This window comes from Pollutimonas subterranea, from assembly GCF_002849655.1.
Lineage (GTDB): Bacteria > Pseudomonadota > Gammaproteobacteria > Burkholderiales > Burkholderiaceae_B > Pollutimonas > Pollutimonas subterranea.
Genome location: NZ_PDNW01000002.1, coordinates 178,597 through 195,002, shown reverse-complemented (window position 1 = coordinate 195,002; position 16,406 = coordinate 178,597). Strand labels below are relative to the sequence as shown.

13 protein-coding genes are annotated in these 16,406 nt (G+C 57.6%); 6 read left to right on the top strand and 7 right to left on the bottom strand.

Going from position 1 to position 16,406, the window contains the following annotated elements; translation table 11 throughout:
- Positions 1-134 precede the first annotated feature (134 nt).
- The 5 genes from CR159_RS21515 to CR159_RS03395 form a co-directional block, all read right to left on the bottom strand.
- On the bottom strand, positions 135-302 hold the full coding sequence (locus CR159_RS21515; protein ID WP_158238494.1) for a hypothetical protein: 168 nt from the start codon (positions 300-302) through the stop codon (positions 135-137).
- 4 nt (positions 303-306) lie between these two features.
- Positions 307-831 carry a YcjF family protein gene (locus CR159_RS03410; protein WP_102072607.1) on the bottom strand — a complete coding sequence of 175 codons (525 nt, stop codon included), beginning with the start codon at positions 829-831 and terminating at the stop codon, positions 307-309.
- A 367-nt stretch (positions 832-1,198) separates the two neighbouring features.
- Complete coding sequence (locus tag CR159_RS03405; protein WP_102072606.1) at positions 1,199-2,125, bottom strand: 2-hydroxyacid dehydrogenase; 927 nt, start codon at positions 2,123-2,125, stop codon at positions 1,199-1,201.
- 60 nt (positions 2,126-2,185) lie between these two features.
- The gene (locus CR159_RS03400; RefSeq protein WP_102072605.1) at positions 2,186-3,493 is read right to left on the bottom strand and encodes an NAD(P)/FAD-dependent oxidoreductase; all 1,308 of its coding nucleotides are present in this window, start codon (positions 3,491-3,493) and stop codon (positions 2,186-2,188) included.
- A 28-nt stretch (positions 3,494-3,521) separates the two neighbouring features.
- Positions 3,522-4,223, bottom strand: coding sequence for a cupin domain-containing protein (locus CR159_RS03395; RefSeq protein ID WP_233208156.1), 702 nt, complete (start codon positions 4,221-4,223; stop codon positions 3,522-3,524).
- Between the two features lie 215 nt (positions 4,224-4,438).
- Between CR159_RS03395 and CR159_RS03390 the strand changes: the two genes are divergently transcribed.
- From CR159_RS03390 to CR159_RS03370, 5 genes are all read left to right on the top strand, one after another.
- A complete protein-coding gene (locus CR159_RS03390; protein ID WP_102072604.1) occupies positions 4,439-6,064 on the top strand; it encodes a dipeptide ABC transporter ATP-binding protein in 1,626 nt (541 codons plus the stop codon).
- Between the two features lie 139 nt (positions 6,065-6,203).
- Positions 6,204-7,775, top strand: a complete 1,572-nt coding sequence (locus CR159_RS03385) for a peptide ABC transporter substrate-binding protein (protein WP_199173222.1) — start codon at positions 6,204-6,206, stop codon at positions 7,773-7,775.
- A gap of 73 nt (positions 7,776-7,848) precedes the next feature.
- Complete coding sequence (locus CR159_RS03380) at positions 7,849-8,799, top strand: ABC transporter permease (protein WP_102072602.1); 951 nt, start codon at positions 7,849-7,851, stop codon at positions 8,797-8,799.
- 21 nt (positions 8,800-8,820) lie between these two features.
- A complete protein-coding gene (locus CR159_RS03375; RefSeq protein WP_102072601.1) occupies positions 8,821-9,699 on the top strand; it encodes an ABC transporter permease in 879 nt (292 codons plus the stop codon).
- 214 nt (positions 9,700-9,913) lie between these two features.
- The gene (locus tag CR159_RS03370) at positions 9,914-10,504 is read left to right on the top strand and encodes a YceI family protein (protein ID WP_102072600.1); all 591 of its coding nucleotides are present in this window, start codon (positions 9,914-9,916) and stop codon (positions 10,502-10,504) included.
- Between the two features lie 83 nt (positions 10,505-10,587).
- On the opposite strand, the gene CR159_RS03365 is transcribed toward CR159_RS03370, so the two are convergent.
- Positions 10,588-12,081 carry an MFS transporter gene (locus CR159_RS03365; RefSeq protein ID WP_102072599.1) on the bottom strand — a complete coding sequence of 498 codons (1,494 nt, stop codon included), beginning with the start codon at positions 12,079-12,081 and terminating at the stop codon, positions 10,588-10,590.
- 41 nt (positions 12,082-12,122) lie between these two features.
- Positions 12,123-14,036, bottom strand: a complete 1,914-nt coding sequence (gene thiC, locus CR159_RS03360) for a phosphomethylpyrimidine synthase ThiC (protein ID WP_102072598.1) — start codon at positions 14,034-14,036, stop codon at positions 12,123-12,125.
- A gap of 255 nt (positions 14,037-14,291) precedes the next feature.
- Between thiC and CR159_RS03355 the strand changes: the two genes are divergently transcribed.
- Entirely contained in the window at positions 14,292-16,352 is a 2,061-nt protein-coding gene (locus CR159_RS03355; protein WP_199173221.1) for a TonB-dependent receptor domain-containing protein, read from the top strand.
- The last annotated feature ends 54 nt before the right edge of the window (positions 16,353-16,406 follow it).

The window sequence follows — 16,406 nt, the reverse complement described above, 5'->3', positions numbered from 1 at the left end:
GCAAGAAAAGGTAAAGGGGCTCGTTCATCCTGGTTATCTGAGCGACCCAACAGCCGGAGCAGAAATGCTCCAGTGCTCCGGGGTGCTATCGGTTCAGCCATGGTTATTTTGGGGCCCAGTTGAGCGATAAGGAATCACGGTGTTTTACGTGGTTCGGCTACAAGGTAAACCAGCCCCATGATGACGGGTGTGAGCAGCAGCGACAGCACAAAAGCACCGACGAAGCGTACCCGACTGTTGCGCCCGATGAAGGCAACGACCAGACAAAGAAGTACGTAGGCAAGAACGGACATCGGCGACATGGCGTTATTCGCTGCGTGCTTTCTGGAATTCTTCTTTCAGGCGACTACCGGCTGCGCTGGCATTGAAATCTGCAAGAGTGCCGCCCGAGGCAAAGTGCGACGCGAATACCCGCCCCAGCGCATAGGTAGCCGCTGAACCAAAAGCGGCAAACCCGATGCTGCCCAGAATGGTGCCTGCGACCGGTACGACTTTGGCCGAAGAGCCGAGCAAGCCACCGCTGAGGCCAGCGGCGCCCAGCGTACCCGCCAGGGAAGCGACCAGCGGCTTAAGCGAGCTTTCCTTGGCCTCGCAGCCATAACATTCGGCGATGTTCTTGATCATTTTGACTTGAACAGTGGCCAGCGCAGCCAGATCCAAGAGGGGGATCGGCACAATGGCGGCCGCTGCAGCCCACTTCACCTGTTTCTTTATGATCTTCTCGGCTTGGGCGTTGGCCGCTTCCATGTCAACTGAAGGCTTGGCGGCTTGGATTACCTGGCTATCTTCAGTTGTGTTGGCAGAGTCGAGGGAGGGATTGTTGGAAGTCACGGCGGTACTCCTGTGTTGTGAGGGTGGGCTTGCTGATGCGCTTCATGCGACACCCAACGGCCCGAGCCATCAGGGTTACCAACGAAAAATAATAGTTCGGTTTTGTAACGTACGCAAGCGTTTTACTTACTTGGATTAAATGAATTAGAGATCGGGACCTGCGCAGCTGCACGCGACGGTAACCGACCGTCACTCAACTAACGCTCGACGGGCACTCAACTGGCACTTAACGGGAACTCACCTGACACCCGACTGCCAAACAGCGTCCAGACGGGGGTCTGTTTTCCTCAAGCACCCTTGCCAAACTCTTGTCCCATTGGCGGAAAACCTTGTCCCATTGGCGGAAAAGGCAAGGGCGAAAGCGGGGTCAATACCCGCGTTGGCGATCGACGAGTCCGTTGGGCGCTTCACCCGCAAGAATGCAGCGCAGATTGGCAATGGTTGCTTCGGCCGAGCTTTCGGCGCGGGTATGGCCGGCCACATGAGGTGTCAGCACCACTTTCGGGTGCGACCAGAGCGGGTGGTCGGCCGGTAGCGGCTCGGGATCAGTCACGTCGATGAATGCCGCTTCCAGATGTCCTGTATTGAGTGCCTCCAGCAACGCTTCCTGATCGAGGTGTCCGCCCCGTCCCGCCTGAACCAGCGAGGCCCCTTGCGGTAGCTGCGCAAAGAGGTCGGCATTGAGGATATGTCGGGTCTCTGGGGTCAGCGGCAACAAGCAGATCAAGATGTTGGTTTCAGCCAGCATCGCCATCAATCCTTCACGACCATGGTATGAGCGGATGCCCTCGATTTCTTTCGGATTGCGGCTCCATCCTGCAAGACGGAAACCGAAATGCTTGAGCGCTTCAAGCGAGGCCTGTCCGAGTTCTCCCAGGCCCAGGACCGACACGCGGCGCTGGTCGGCCCACGTGAATTCCAGATTGACCCATTCGCGCCGTCGCTGCTGCTCGATATAAGCTGGCAGGCGGCGATGCAGGGCCAACACGCTCATCACCACATAGTCCCGCACCAGGCTGGTCAGGCCGCTTTCAATCATGCGGACCAGTTTGACCCTTGGCGGGATCTGCGCCTGGATCATCTGATCGACTCCCGCCCCGACCGAGAAAATCACGTCGAGGTTTGGATAGCGTTCGGCCAGGTTGTCGGGATAATTCCAGGTTATCAGGTAGCGGACCTCCCGCGGGTCGATCTGCGCAGGATCGCTGGCGAAAGGCACTTCCGGCAGGTCACGGGCGAAGGCGCGGCGAAAGACCTCGACGCGTTCGGGGTAGGAAAGCATGAGGAGAGTCATCGGACATCCTTGCTGGATCGAGGCCACCGAACTCTTGCGAGGACCGGCGGCAGAAAAGGCTTAGCGTGTGGCGCGTGCCAGAGCGATACGGTCCTGCAACCGATACACCTGGATGAAGGCTGGCATGAAATAAGGTTTGCCAGCATAGAAGGGGATGGAAGACATTGGCCGGAAATCGAACGCCGACTTCCGCTGATCGTCGTCCAAGAGCTTGTGTGCGGCACGGCTGCCGATCCAGGGTGCCCAGACAACGCCGGAACCACAAAAGCCCGTGGCGTAGGTCAGGCCGTCGTGCTCGAAGATCCGTGGCAGCATGTCGCGGTGCATGGCAACGTTGCCGAACCAGCTGTGACTGATTTTCACATCCGCGAGTTCGGGGAAAAGATGGATCAGTCCGTCTCGCAGCGCGACAGTCGGTGCCGCCGGATCGCCGCTTTGCGAGGCATCGCGACCACCCAGCAGGATGCGCTTCCCGTCCGGCGATGGGCGGTAGTAATAGCCAAGGACCTTGCTCTCACCACACATCATCTTGCGCGGCATCAACTTCATCATCAGCTCTGGTGACAGTTCCTCGGTAGCAATGATACGGCTGCGCACTGGCACCAGACGACGGCGTAGCCATGGATCGGCGCCATCGGTATAGCCATTGGTGCAAATCAGCACCTGTCGGCCGGTAATCGTGCCCACCGCCGTTTCGACCCGAAAGCCCGTGGCGTCCTTCGTGATGGATTGCACCGCTGTATTGGAGTGCACAGTGACGCCTGCCGCCAGGGTGATGCGAAGGATCTCGGCATGGTACTTCGCCGGATGCAAGCCGCCAATGTCCATGCGTACGGTGCCGCCGCGATAGTAATCTGTGCCGAGATACTGGCGTTGTTCGGCATGGGGGACAGCATAGGAGTCGACGCCAAGCGCCTTTTGCAGCTTCTCGGCGCTGCGGGCCATGGTCTCGTATTGCTCCTTGCCGATGGCGCCATAGAAGCGGCCGGTCAGACTGAAATCGCAGTTGAGGCCTTCGTTACGGATGAAGTCATAGATGAATTCGCGCGCGGCCTTGCCTTCGGCTTCGATGGCGTTAGCGTGCTCTTCGCCGTATTTTCGTACCAGCTCGGCGTAATCGAGCCGGATGTTGCCGCTGGTAATGCCGCCATTTCGCGACGAGGCGCCCTCGCCAGGATTCATCTTGTCCAGTACCGCGACCGAACGTCCCGCTCGCGCAAGGGTCAGCCCCGCGGTCAGCCCGGCATAACCCGCACCGACGATGACCACATCCACCTGCTTGGCTAGCGGCTGCTCCGGCAGCGGCTGAACCGGCGCGGCTTCCCACCAGTAGGGAGTACTCTTTTCGGCGATTCGGGATGATTGCATGACGGATTTTCCTTGTTGCGGTGAAGGGCTAAAGGTGGCGGTCGAACTGTACCGCCCCGATGATCCAGAGGACTTCTGTCGATGTGTCGCTGGTGTTGCGCAAGGAGTGCGGTTGGGTACTGTCGAAGACGAAGCTGTCGCCCGCTTCCAGTTCGGCGGCTACATCATCGACGCTGAGGACCACCTTGCCGGACAGGACGAGCCCGCCTTTTTCCGCCGGATAGCTGAGTGCCTTGCCTCCGGATTCGCCGCCGGGCTCCAGCCGCAGGATCATGATTTGCAGGTTTTGGCGGCCTGAGGGTGTCAGAAGCTCCTTGTGAAGGATGCCCAAATCGATCACGGGACGCTGCGCGCGGCGGCGCACGAATTGCGGGTCGCTAGCCACGGGAATTTCATTCCCGGTCTCGCCGAACAATTCTTGCATAGAGATGTTCAGCGCCCGCCGCAGCGAGGTCAGGAGCCGCATCGATGGATTGGCGATGCCGCGTTCGACTTGGCTGATCATCCCTACCGAGACGCCTGAGGCCTGCGCTAGACTCTGAAGCGACAGGCTCTTCTGTTTGCGCAGCTTCCGAAGATTGGCGCCAAGCTGAAATTCGGGTACTCCCGATGAGGGTGTAGCGGTGACGCGCGGTTCCATGTCTTTTCGCATGTTGCTGCTGAAATTCCCTATTGACAGAAAATGATGATCAAACAATATAATGAAATACTCATGAGAAATTTTCAACATAAATATGGTGAATCCTGCAATCACCCCACTTACCTCACGAGCATCAAGTTTGTCCAGATAGCCTATAAAAAAGCATAGCAGAAAATGTACGGCTGCATCATATTTTCGAGCTAAACAATTTAAATCGACCTTGCGGCGATTTTTAATATATATTGAATTTTTTAGCTGCCATGACTGAACAGGAGAGGACTGTGGTTTCTATATCGGCAAGCATCATGACAGCCCCAGCCGCCGTCCTCTCGGTGCGCAATCTTTCCGTCAGCCTGCCCCCCGGTATGGAGCGCGCCCATGCCGTCAGCGAAATTTCTTTCGATCTTCTGAAAGGACAAATACTCTGCATTATCGGAGAATCGGGCTCGGGGAAATCGGTGACGGCCAATGCGATCATGGGCCTGCTGCCCAAGGTGATCCGCGTGACCGACGGATCGATAAGGCTGATCGATACCGAGATTATTAATGCCGACCCTGAATACCTGCGCGGCCTGCGTGGGCGGGTAGTCTCCATGATCTTTCAGGACCCGCTTTCGGCATTGAACCCCCTGATGACTGTCGGAGCGCAAATTGCCGAGGCAATGGCGGCCCACGGTGAGGGCACAGCGGAGAGCCGCAAGGACCGCAGCCTTGAACTTCTAGCCGAGGTTGGCTTGCCGGAGCCCTCATTGATGTATCACCAGTATCCGTTTCGCCTGTCAGGCGGACAACGACAGCGGGTAATGATCGCGATGGCGCTGGCAATGGAACCCGCCGTCCTTATCGCAGACGAGCCAACCACTGCTCTCGACGTGACCACGCAAGCGCAAATCCTGGATCTGATCCGGGATATCCAGCGTCGCAAGGGGATGAGCGTCATGTTCATCACTCATGACTTCGGCGTGGTCGCGGAGATCGCAGACAGCGTCGTGGTGATGGAGAAGGGCAGAATCGTCGAGCAGGGACCCGCCGACAAGGTGTTGAATAACCCTGACCATCCCTACACCAAGCGCTTGATTGCATCGGTGCCGGAGCTGACCGGCACCGACCGGGTGCAGCCCGAGACCTCAACGACGCCGATCCTCAAGGTTGAGCATATGGTGAAGACCTATAGCAGCGGCAGCCGCCTTTTGCGCAGCGAGCGGCTGACCAAGGCGGTCGACGACGTCTCATTTGAATTGAAACCCGGCCGAACCCTTGGCGTAGTGGGCGAGAGCGGCTCGGGAAAAACGTCACTTGGGCGGTTGCTGATCAAGTTAATGAAAAGCGATAGTGGCAGCATCCTGTTCGAGGGCACCGATATCGCCAAGATGGCGGAAGGTACTTTCCGCGCGTTGCGCCCGAAGATCCAGATGATTTTCCAGGATCCCTTTGCCTCGCTCAATCCGCGCTCGACTGTCGGCCATATCATGACCGTCGGTCCTGTGGCGCACGGTATGGCCTACCCTCAGGCCCGCGAAGAAGCGATGGTGCTGTTATCGCATGTCGGCCTCGATGCCGGAGCCTTCCGGCGCTATCCGCACGAATTCTCGGGGGGACAGCGCCAACGCATTGGCATAGCCCGCGCGCTGATGTTCAGGCCGAAGTTGCTTGTGGCCGACGAGTGCGTCTCTGCGCTCGATGTTTCGATTCAGGCACAAATTTTGAAGTTGCTCGACCAAGTGCAGCGCGAGACAGGTGTGTCGATGGTCTTCATCACCCATGACCTGCGCGTTGCCAGCCAGATCTGCGACGAAATTGCCGTGATGCAAAAGGGTAAGTTTGTCGAGATAGGTCCGCCCTCGCAGATTTTCCTCGCCCCGAAGTCCGCCTATACCCGGGAACTGGTCGCCGCCATACCGGGCAAGGAGCAGGCCAGAAGAGCCGCGTGACTGAATAATCGCTGTATCAACAAGGCCGTATCAAGGAGATCGTCTCATGACTGACCCAATTATCCCGAAAACAACCCGCCGTTCAGCCCTGAAGATTATGGGTGTTGCTGGTGCAGCGGGTTTGTTTGCCCCGTACTTGTTGGGCAAGCCCGCCTTCGCCCAAACCCCTCCAGCAGCACCTTCTGGCAGGGTCATCGTCGGTTTGTCACAGGAGCCGACCGTATTCAATCCACTGATGCTGAAGATCGAAGTTGACGATGGCATCCACTTTTCGGTTTTCGACGCGTTGTTCAGAACCATGCCAGACGGATCCATCGTGCCAAATCTCGCCACGGAGGTGCCGAGCCAGGAGAATGGCGGGCTTTCTGCCGATGGTCTGCAATGGCGCGTGAAGCTGCGTGACGATGTGAAATGGCATGATGGCGCTCCGCTGACCGCCGAAGATGTCAAGTTCACGCTGGAATTGATCGTCGATCCAAACTTCCGTAGCTGGCGAACTGCGGGACATAACCTCGTACACGACATTGCCGTGGTCTCGCCGACCGAGCTGACGTGGCGAATGAAAGAGCCCTTTGCGCCTTATCTGTCTTTCCTGACCGAGACGTTCATCGTTCCCAAGCACGTGCTCGAGCGCGAGGCGGACAAGAACGCCGCCGCTTTCAATCAAGCACCGATTGGTACCGGCGCATTCAAATGGGGTAGTCGCGTCGCAGGCGACCATATCAATTTGGTTGCCAATACCAGCTACCACGGCGAAGGGCCTTATATCGAGCAGTTGGTTTTCAAATATATTCCCGACCTGACGGTACTTTATACCCAGTTCAAGAGCGGCGACATCGATCTTGTGGGGCGCCAATATATCACCCCCGACAATTATGCCGAGGCGAAGACTCTGAAAAATCGGGTGGTCCAGCTGCAACCGGCGCCGGCCGTCGAACAGATTTACCTCAATCTGGAACGTCCGGTTTTCAAAGATCTGGCAGTGCGCCAGGCAATCTATGCAGCCATTGATAAGCAGTCGATCATCGATGCGCTCTACTATGGCCTGCCTGAGCCCGTCGAATCCTACATGCCGCGTGGCTCGATTTACTACAACAAAGACCTGCCCAAGCATGAGTTCAGCCTCGAGAATGCGGTGAAGTTGCTTGATGACGCAGGTTGGGTGAAGGGGCGTGACGGAATCCGCGCCAAGGATGGCGTGCGGCTTGCGTTCACCAATTCGACCACGACGGGCAACCATCTGCGCGAACAGATGCAGCAATTTGTCCAACAGACACTGAAGGAGATCGGCATCGAGATGACCATCTCGAACCTGCCCGCCGCTGTGATTTGGGGAGATTTCTGGACATTGTCGCAATTCGACTCTGTCGTGGTGGGCATCAATTATCTGGTGGGGGCGGACCCCGACGTATTCAACCGCTTCCATAGCGGTGCAACTCGCGTCAAAGGCGGACGGGGCTCGAATACCGCGCAATACAGCAATCCGCGCGTCGACCAGCTTCTGGAAGAAGGCGCACGCAGCTTCGACCAGGCGCGCCGGATCGAGATCTACAAGGAAATTCAGGCGACAGTGCGCGCCGATCTGCCCTTTCTGCCCCTGTTTTCAGAGAATTCCGTCCAAGGCTGGAAGTCGGACATCAAGGGCGTGGTCAGCAACAGCAACACCCGCAGCGAATCCTGGAATGCGGCGGGTTGGTCCCGCAAGGCCTGATCGTATGCGCCGCCCGGGCAAGCGCAGTGCCCGGGCATTTCTTTCAAAGTCCTGTAATCCCGATGGGGGCTGAATGGCCGGATTTCTGTTTAATCGCCTGTGGCAGAGCATTATCCTGCTGGTGATCGTGTCTATCATCGGCTTCACGGTGCTGAACATGATACCCGGCGGTCCCTTATCGCAATTTGCACTTGACGCCAGCATGACGCAGGCGGACATCGACCGCCTGACCCGTCAGCTTGGCCTCGACAAACCGCTGATTCTGCGATATTTCGACTGGGCGTGGCGAATGCTGCGCGGAGACTGGGGCACCTCTTTTCGCGACGGCGTTCCGGTCCTGCAAGTGATCGGTCGACATCTTTTCGCGACGCTGTTGCTGATGGGATCATCGACGGCCATTTCCATCGCCATCGGTACATGGATAGGTATCCGTGGCGCGACGCACCGCTATTCGGGTTTCGACTACACCGCCACCATCGGCGCCATGATCGCGCTTTCGATCCCGACCTTCTGGTTTGGCCTTGTTGGTATCTATGTATTCTCACTAAAGCTCGGCTGGGTGCCCGCGGGCAATATGTACACGATCGGCGATCAGTCGGTACTGAACTACCTGCATCACCTTATCTTGCCGAGCCTCGTACTGTCCCTGGTGAGCATTGCCACCTGGAGCCGCTACATGCGCTCGGCCACGCTCGACGTGATCAATCAAGACTTCATCAAGACTGCCCGGGCCAAGGGGGTGCGAGAGCGCCGGGTCGTGATGAAGCACGTGGTGGGCAATGCTCTGCTTCCTATGATCACGCTGGCAGGAATGCAGCTGCCCACGATTCTCGGCGGCGCACTGGTAACCGAGACGGTTTTCACTTGGCCCGGAATGGGACGGCTGTTTCTCGACAGCCTCGGTTACAGCGATTACCCGGTGGTGATGGGGCTTCTTATGCTCTCCGCCATTTTGACACTGCTTGGAAACCTCATCGCCGACGTCATCGTGGCGACGGTTGATCCACGCATCCGCCTTGCCTGACCCCTTAATCAGGAGACTGTTATGACCGCTATCGCAACATCGTCCGGCCACAGTCGCTGGTGGCAGAGCCGGGCCGTGCGCCGGTTCGCCCGCCATCGCCTGGCCCTGGTCGGGATCTTCATGATTACTGCACTGACGCTGGCTTGTATCGTGGGCCCCTGGCTTCTGCCTTACGACTCGCTTTACATTGACCTGCGCGCGCGCTTCGCGCCCCCCCTTACCGGGCAACATTATTTGGGCACCGATCCTCTGGGCCGCGACCAGACTGTGCGTTTGCTGGAGGCCGGAAATATCTCGCTCCTGGTCGGTTTCTCGGCAATGGTCCTCTCGACGATCATCGGTACCGCGGTAGGAGTCATTGCGGGCTATCGCGGCGGTTGGCTGAGAGCTACGCTGATGCGCGTGGTCGATGCCTTTCTGGCGTTTCCCTCGATTTTCCTGGTTTTGGCGCTTGCCGCACTGCTAAAGCCCAGTCCGATAATGATCACCGTGATCATCGCCGTCACAAGCTGGATGGAAGTCGCCCGTATCGTCGAGGCCGAAGTGAGCTCCCTGCGCGAGCGGGAGTTCGTACAGGCAGGACTGATGCTGGGCCTCAGCAGCAACCACATTATGTTTCGCGAGATTCTGCCCAATGTAATGGGCCCGATCATTGTGGCCGCCACTCTCACAGTGGCGCGCGCTATCCTGCTCGAAGCGTATGTCAGCTTCCTCGGCTACGGAATCCAGCCGCCATTGCCAAGCTGGGGCAACATGCTGAACGGTGCGCAGCAATATCTGGCGACTGCGCCATGGCTCGCCATCGTACCGGGCATCACGATCACCATTGCTGTGACCAGCTTCAATTTCATCGGCGATGGGCTGCGTGACGCGTTGGATGTGCGTAATGATCACCTATGACATTTGCTGATTTGCGGGAGTATCCCGCCTAAGCGGCGTTACCTGTTTCAATGGATTACGTTCTACCCACCAGTAAATCAGAACTTGCGAAGAATCAAAAACACTTCAGTAGAAAAACTGACAATGGTTTCTTCGCCCGCGATGAGAGCGCCACGCAATGCAAACGCCTGGCGCTTTCCATAAGTGAAAACTGAACTTACCTGTAGAACACACCATGACCCTGAAATCAGTAAAAACCGGAATCGCCACCGCAATCGCACTATCGAGCCTATGGGCCGGATTTATCTACGCCGAACCCGTCCGCTACGACATCGAGCCCACTCATACTTTCGTCAACGTCGAAGTCACGCACTCCAAGACCTCGACGACACGCGCCCGTTTCGACCAAGTCGACGGCTTCATCGTGCTGGACCGCAAAGCCGGGACGGGCCAAGCCGACATCGCTATCAACGCCAACTCCATCAGCTCCGGCATACCTGACTTCGATGCTCATCTGAAAAACCAGGACTTCCTTGACGTCGCCAAAGCACCCACGGCCAAGTTCATCGGTACGGATTTCAGCTTCGACGGCGATAAGGTAAAAGCGTTAACGGGCCAGTTGACGATGCTCGGCAAAACTGCACCGGTTACGCTCACCGCCAGCAACTTCAACTGCTACGATAATGCCAGAATGAAAGCTCAGATTTGCGGCGGAGACTTTGAAACCACCATCAAACGCAGTCAATGGGGCATGACCTGGGGCATCGATAAAGGCATTCCCGATGATGTTCGCCTGTTGATCCAAATCGAAGCAATACGAAAATAATCAGTAGTTAAGTCTTGGTTTGCGAGCGGCGCTCATACCAAGAGTGCCGCTCGTTCTTCGTAGTGGCAGCCCCGCGATTTACGCTACACAACTGGCTTATTGCGCTCATGCATATCTTTGATGGCTACGATCAAGGTCAGGAAGACCACAAAAAAAATTATGCCAAAGCCGACCATGACGGCGGTTGCCCAGGATGATGAGGCGTCGAGCGATGCAAAGGTGGCGGCCGTGATCACGGCAATGCCTATCGAGGTACCGATGCGCTGGCCAGTCTGCATAATGGCACCCGAACTTCCTGCGTAGTCCAGCGGCACATCTGCCAGCGTCAGCGCCTGGTTCGGGCTGATGATGGAGCCTTGCGCCAAACCGATGAAGGACAGCGTCAACAGCAACCACCAGATGCTGATCGCGCCTTTCTCATGGAACAACGCAACGAGTATGCTCAATGCCAGGCCCAGTAGCGCCAGCAAAAGGCCGCCGATGACGATCCTGCGGCCATAGCGCATGACTCGTTTGCCGGCCCAGGCGGCGGCATAGGCGGACAGCAGCGCCGCCGGTACGCCAAACAGCCCGGCTTCAAATGCGGTCTTGCCAGTGCCCAATTGCACGTAGAGCGCCACCAGGACCCAGACACTGGTCATCCCCAGGAAGTAGAGCGTCATGATCAGGGTTCCGTTGGTAAAACTCGAGATGGAGAAAATATTCAGATCGACCATGGGACTGCCGCCCAGGCGAGCGTAACGACGCTCCCACTTGACCCACATATAGGCCAGTACGAGGCCAGCGGGCACCAGCAGCCACGTCAGTGGCGAGCTGCGGAATTCCATGAACGGAAACAGAACGGCCAGCACCGCCAGGCCGAGCAAGCCGGCGCCGACGGGATCCAGCGAGCGCAGAATGCTGCTGTTTCGGTTTGATCGTGGTTCTTCAGGATTTCCGACATAGGCGAAGAGGGGGCGGGGAAACCAGCGCAAGCCCAGAACAATCGTCATGAGCCCGATGGGGACGTTGACCAGGAAAGTGAGCCGCCAACCGATGCTGGCACCACCCAGCTCGATCAGGAGCCCCCCGAGTACCGGTCCGATCGCGACGGAGAAGCCCACGACAGTGCCCAGATAGCCAAATGCCCGACCGCGTTCGGCGCCCCTGAAGTATTGCTGGATCATGCCGATGCCCTGTGGGCTTAGCAGCCCCGAGCCCAACCCTTGCACGAAGCGCGCGACGTTGAGCCAAGTGGCGTCCGGAGCCAGGCCGGCTGCGACCGAAGAAACCGTGAATATGGCCGTTCCAATGAGGAAGAGGCCGCCACGTCCCATGAGGTCGCCCGCGCGTCCGGCGCTGACCAGAACAACGCCGAACGTCAGCGCGTAGCCTGAAAGCACCCATTGGATATCCGATTGCGAGGCATGGAGCGCATTCTGCATCGATGGAAGAGCCACGTTGACGATGCTTACGCCGACGAGCGACATGAAGAGCGCCGTCAACAGGACAATCAGGATCCGCCAACGCGTCGCGCTCTGCTTGCTGTCCAGATTTGCCTTATGCGTGGCAGTAACGGGATTTATGCGTTGAGTCATCGATCGGGTTCCGGTACATGATTCATGTGGGGGGGCTTAGGCTAGGTCTGATGGTAGATTTGTACCCCTTTCTTCACAAACTCGGTGGCCTTTTCCTGCATGCCCAGGTGCAAGGCTTCAGTTTCTTGCAAACCCTTGTGCTTTGCATAATCCCGTACGTCCTGCGTAATTTTCATGCTGCAAAAATGCGGGCCGCACATTGAACAAAAGTGGGCGACTTTCATGGAGTCCTTAGGTAAGGTCTCGTCATGAAAGTCCTTGGCGGTATCGGGGTCCAGCCCCAAGTTGAATTGATCATCCCAACGAAACTCGAAGCGCGCCTTGGACAAGGCGTTGTCCCGTATGGCAGCGCCCGGATGCCCTTTGGCCAGATCGGCGGCGTGCGCGGCAATTTTGTAAGTGATGATGCCGTCCTTGACGTCCTTTTTATTGGGCAGGCCCAGGTGCTCTTTGGGCGTTACATAGCACAGCATAGCCGTGCCATACCAGCCGATCAAGGCCGCGCCGATGCCGGACGTAATATGATCGTAGCCAGGTGCAATATCGGTCGTCAGCGGCCCCAGCGTATAGAAGGGTGCTTCATGGCAGTGCTTCAATTGCATGTCCATGTTTTCCTTTATCAAGTGCATGGGCACGTGGCCGGGCCCCTCGACCATGACTTGCACGTCGTGTTGCCAGGCTACCTGGGTTAGTTCGCCCAATGTTTTTAATTCGGCAAATTGCGCTTCGTCATTGGCGTCGTATCCTGATCCGGGACGCAGGCCGTCGCCCAGTGAAAAACTGACGTCGTAGGCTTTCATGATTTCGCAAATATCTTCGAAGCGCTCGTAAATGAAGCTTTCTTTATGGTGGGCGAGGCACCATTTGGCCATAATTGATCCGCCACGCGACACAATGCCCGTCATGCGGTTGGCCGTCATGGGAATGAAGGGTAGCCGAACGCCCGCATGAACCGTGAAGTAATCGACACCTTGCTCTGCTTGCTCAATGAGTGTGTCGCGGAAGATTTCCCAAGTCAGTTCTTCGGCTTTGCCGTCTACCTTTTCCAGAGCCTGGTAGATGGGCACGGTGCCGATCGGCACCGGTGAGTTGCGTATGATCCATTCACGGGTTTCGTGAATATTCTTCCCAGTCGACAAGTCCATAACAGTGTCGCCGCCCCAGCGTATCGCCCATGTCATTTTCTCGACTTCGTCACTGATGTTCGAACTTAGCGCTGAGTTTCCTATGTTGGCGTTGATTTTGACCAGGAAGTTTCTGCCGATCACCATAGGCTCGCTTTCAGGGTGGTTAATGTTGGCCGGGATAATGGCCCGCCCCCTCGCCACTTCTGCGCGTACGAACTCCGGCGTGACCGACACCGGGATCGCGGCCCCAAAGGATTGTCCGGGGTGTTGACGCAGCAAGCGCTGCACCAGCCTGTCGCCGTCAGGGCTGCTGGCGCGCAACATTTCCACGTAGCGTTCCCGTTGCAGGTTCTCGCGAATGGCGATGAACTCCATTTCGGGCGTGATGATGCCGCGACGCGCATAATGCACTTGGGAAACGTTGCTTCCCGCCACTGCACGGCGTGGTGCACGCTTCAATTCGAATCGCAAGGAGGCAAGCCCTGGATCCTGCAAACGGGCTTGTCCATATTCGCTACTGGCCCCATCCAACTGTTCGGTGTCGTTGCGCTCTGCTATCCAGGCACTGCGTAATGCGGGGAGACCTTTGCGGATGTCAATGTTGACCGACGGGTCGGTATAGGGCCCGCTAGAGTCATAAACAGTCAGCGGTGGATTTGCTTCACCGCCAAACATCGTTGGCGTCTCGCCTTGTGAGATTTCTCGAAATGGCACGCGAATATCGGGACGCGAGCCTTGTTGATAAACCTTGCGTGATTGGGGAAGGGGGGCGATGGCGGCAGCGTCGACTTCGGCGCTGGTTGCCGTAAAGGTGTGATTGGTGTTCAAGACATGCTCCAAAAATCAATAATGGAGCCGATAGGGAATAGACCCGTCGCTATCGGATGACATGAAGTCAAACGATATCAACGGGCACGCTCCCAGCATCGGCATTATCCGTACTGGTACGAAGGGCCTTTCTCAACCCGCTGTAAACAGCGAGTACCCCTGCGTGCGAGCGAGTATAGGATAGAAACGGGGTGGGGCCTAATGCTCAGATAATATGTTATGTTATAACATTACATTATTTTTCTAGGAGTACTCATGCGACCGATCCCCCGCCCTTTGACACTGGCCTTGGTTATGGCGTTCGCGCAGCCTGCCTATGCGCAGACAACCAAGACCGCGCCCACCTCGGTCGGGAGCTTGCCATCCATCATCGTGACGGCTAACCCGCTCGGTTTGGACAGTGACAGTTTGACGACACCGGCCAGTGTGTTGCAGGGCGAGCGCCTGACGTTGAATCGCCGCAGCACGCTGGGTGAACTGCTTGAAGGCGAGCCCGGTGTGCGCGCCGATACGTTTGGTGGTGGGGCAAGCCGGCCGGTAATCCGCGGGCAAACGGCACCGCGCGTCAAGGTCTTAAGCGATGGATCCGAGGTGATGGACGCGTCCGGAGTGTCGCCCGACCATGTAGTGACGGTCGATACGTTGCTGGCCCGCCGTGTTGAAATCCTGCGCGGTCCCTCCGCGCTGTTGTACGGCGGCGGCGCCATTGGCGGGGTGGTCAATGTGCTGGACGACAAGATTCCCACCGAGATACCGGAGAACGGGTTCAGTGGCTCGATCGAGGTGCTGGGCGCCACAGCGGCGAAAGAACGAGCCGGGGCCGTCGGATTGACTGTGGGAGAAGGCAATATTGCCGTGCACGTAGAGGGCGCGAGGCGTCGTGCCGACGACTATCGCGTGGCGGATTGGACTGAAAGCCGGGTGCCCAACTCCAATGCCGACAGCACCACGGGCAGCGTCGGACTGTCGTTCATAGGAAGTCGAGGCTATATCGGAGCAGCCTATTCGTATCGCGAGGACGACTACGGCTTGCCTGGCCACAGTCATGAGTACGAGGACTGCCATCCGCATGGTTCGACGCTGCATTGCGGTGGCCATGACCATGGCCACGATGACGACCACGACCACGACCATGATCGTGAGCACGGAGAGCATGCCGCGACCGCGCATCTGCGCAGTGATCGGCTGGACCTACGAGGCGAGCTTCGGGATCCTTTCGCCGGTTTTTCCAATCTGAGTTTTCGCGGCGGCTATACCGACTATAGGCACGACGAGCGTGACGATGGCGAATTGGGCACGACCTTTACCAATCGGGGCTACGACGGACGACTGGAGTTGCGCCATAAGCCGTTGGCCGGTTGGGATGGCGTGGTTGGCATGCAGGCCTCACGCTATGATTTTGCATCCTTTGGGGGCGCGGAGAACTTCATCCCTAATACCCGCACCCAGTCTACCGGTTTGTTCCTGTTGGAAAGCTATGAATGGAATGATTGGCGCTTTGAGCTTGGTGCGCGCCACGAATGGCAATCGGTCTCCCCCGAAAGCGGTATCCAGCCTGACTACGATGGCAACGCTACGTCACTGTCAGCGGGCTCGACCTGGAATTTCGTGCCCGGGTACGCTGCGTCGCTCTCCGTATCGCGCTCACAACGCATGCCGAATGTGCAGGAACTCTACGCCCGGGGCGTGCACTTTGCCACGCTGACCTACGAGAAAGGCAACGCCAGCCTCGACAAGGAAACAGCCCGCACGGTGGATTTGGGTCTGCGCAAAACGGATGGCGACCTGCGCTTTGCGGTTAACCTCTTTCTTAGTCGTATTGACGGCTACATCTATGGCAATACACTGGACCAGCACGAGGATTTTCGCCTGATCGAATATACGCAAGGCGATGCCTTCTTTGCCGGCGTTGAGGCTGAAGCTTCATACCGGTTCTCGCCGAATATGTCGGTGACCGTCTTTGGTGATTATGTGCGTGGCAAGCTGCGTGATGGCGCCGGCGACCTGCCGCGCATACCCTCGGCACGCATCGGAACGCGCACCGACCTGACGTGGGACCGCTGGGGCGGCTTCCTGGAGTACACACAGGTTCTAAGCCAAAACCGCATTGCGAGCTATGAAGAGACCACATCCGGCTATGGCTTGTTGGGTGCCGGAGTATCGTACAAAGGCACAATGGCTGACACGGACTTCCTGTTGTACTTGAAAGGCAGCAATTTGATGAACAAGCTGGCTTACAACCACACGTCATTTATTTCTCGCGAGGCGCCCCTCCAGGGCCGCAGCATCATGGCGGGGGTAAGGGTCGAGTTTTGAACGCTGCCGAAAGTGACGACCCGCCACGGCAAAAGACCGGAGCGTCCGGTCTCT

Coding starts and splice junctions, on each gene's coding strand:
- CR159_RS21515 (WP_158238494.1), bottom strand. CDS start 302: ATGTCGCCGATGTCCGTTCTTGCCTACGTACTTCTTTGTCTGGTCGTT.
- CR159_RS03405 (WP_102072606.1), bottom strand. CDS start 2,125: ATGACTCTCCTCATGCTTTCCTACCCCGAACGCGTCGAGGTCTTTCGC.
- CR159_RS03400 (WP_102072605.1), bottom strand. CDS start 3,493: ATGCAATCATCCCGAATCGCCGAAAAGAGTACTCCCTACTGGTGGGAA.
- CR159_RS03395 (WP_233208156.1), bottom strand. CDS start 4,223: ATGTTGAAAATTTCTCATGAGTATTTCATTATATTGTTTGATCATCAT.
- CR159_RS03390 (WP_102072604.1), top strand. CDS start 4,439: ATGACAGCCCCAGCCGCCGTCCTCTCGGTGCGCAATCTTTCCGTCAGC.
- CR159_RS03380 (WP_102072602.1), top strand. CDS start 7,849: ATGGCCGGATTTCTGTTTAATCGCCTGTGGCAGAGCATTATCCTGCTG.
- CR159_RS03375 (WP_102072601.1), top strand. CDS start 8,821: ATGACCGCTATCGCAACATCGTCCGGCCACAGTCGCTGGTGGCAGAGC.
- CR159_RS03370 (WP_102072600.1), top strand. CDS start 9,914: ATGACCCTGAAATCAGTAAAAACCGGAATCGCCACCGCAATCGCACTA.
- CR159_RS03365 (WP_102072599.1), bottom strand. CDS start 12,081: ATGACTCAACGCATAAATCCCGTTACTGCCACGCATAAGGCAAATCTG.
- CR159_RS03355 (WP_199173221.1), top strand. CDS start 14,292: ATGCGACCGATCCCCCGCCCTTTGACACTGGCCTTGGTTATGGCGTTC.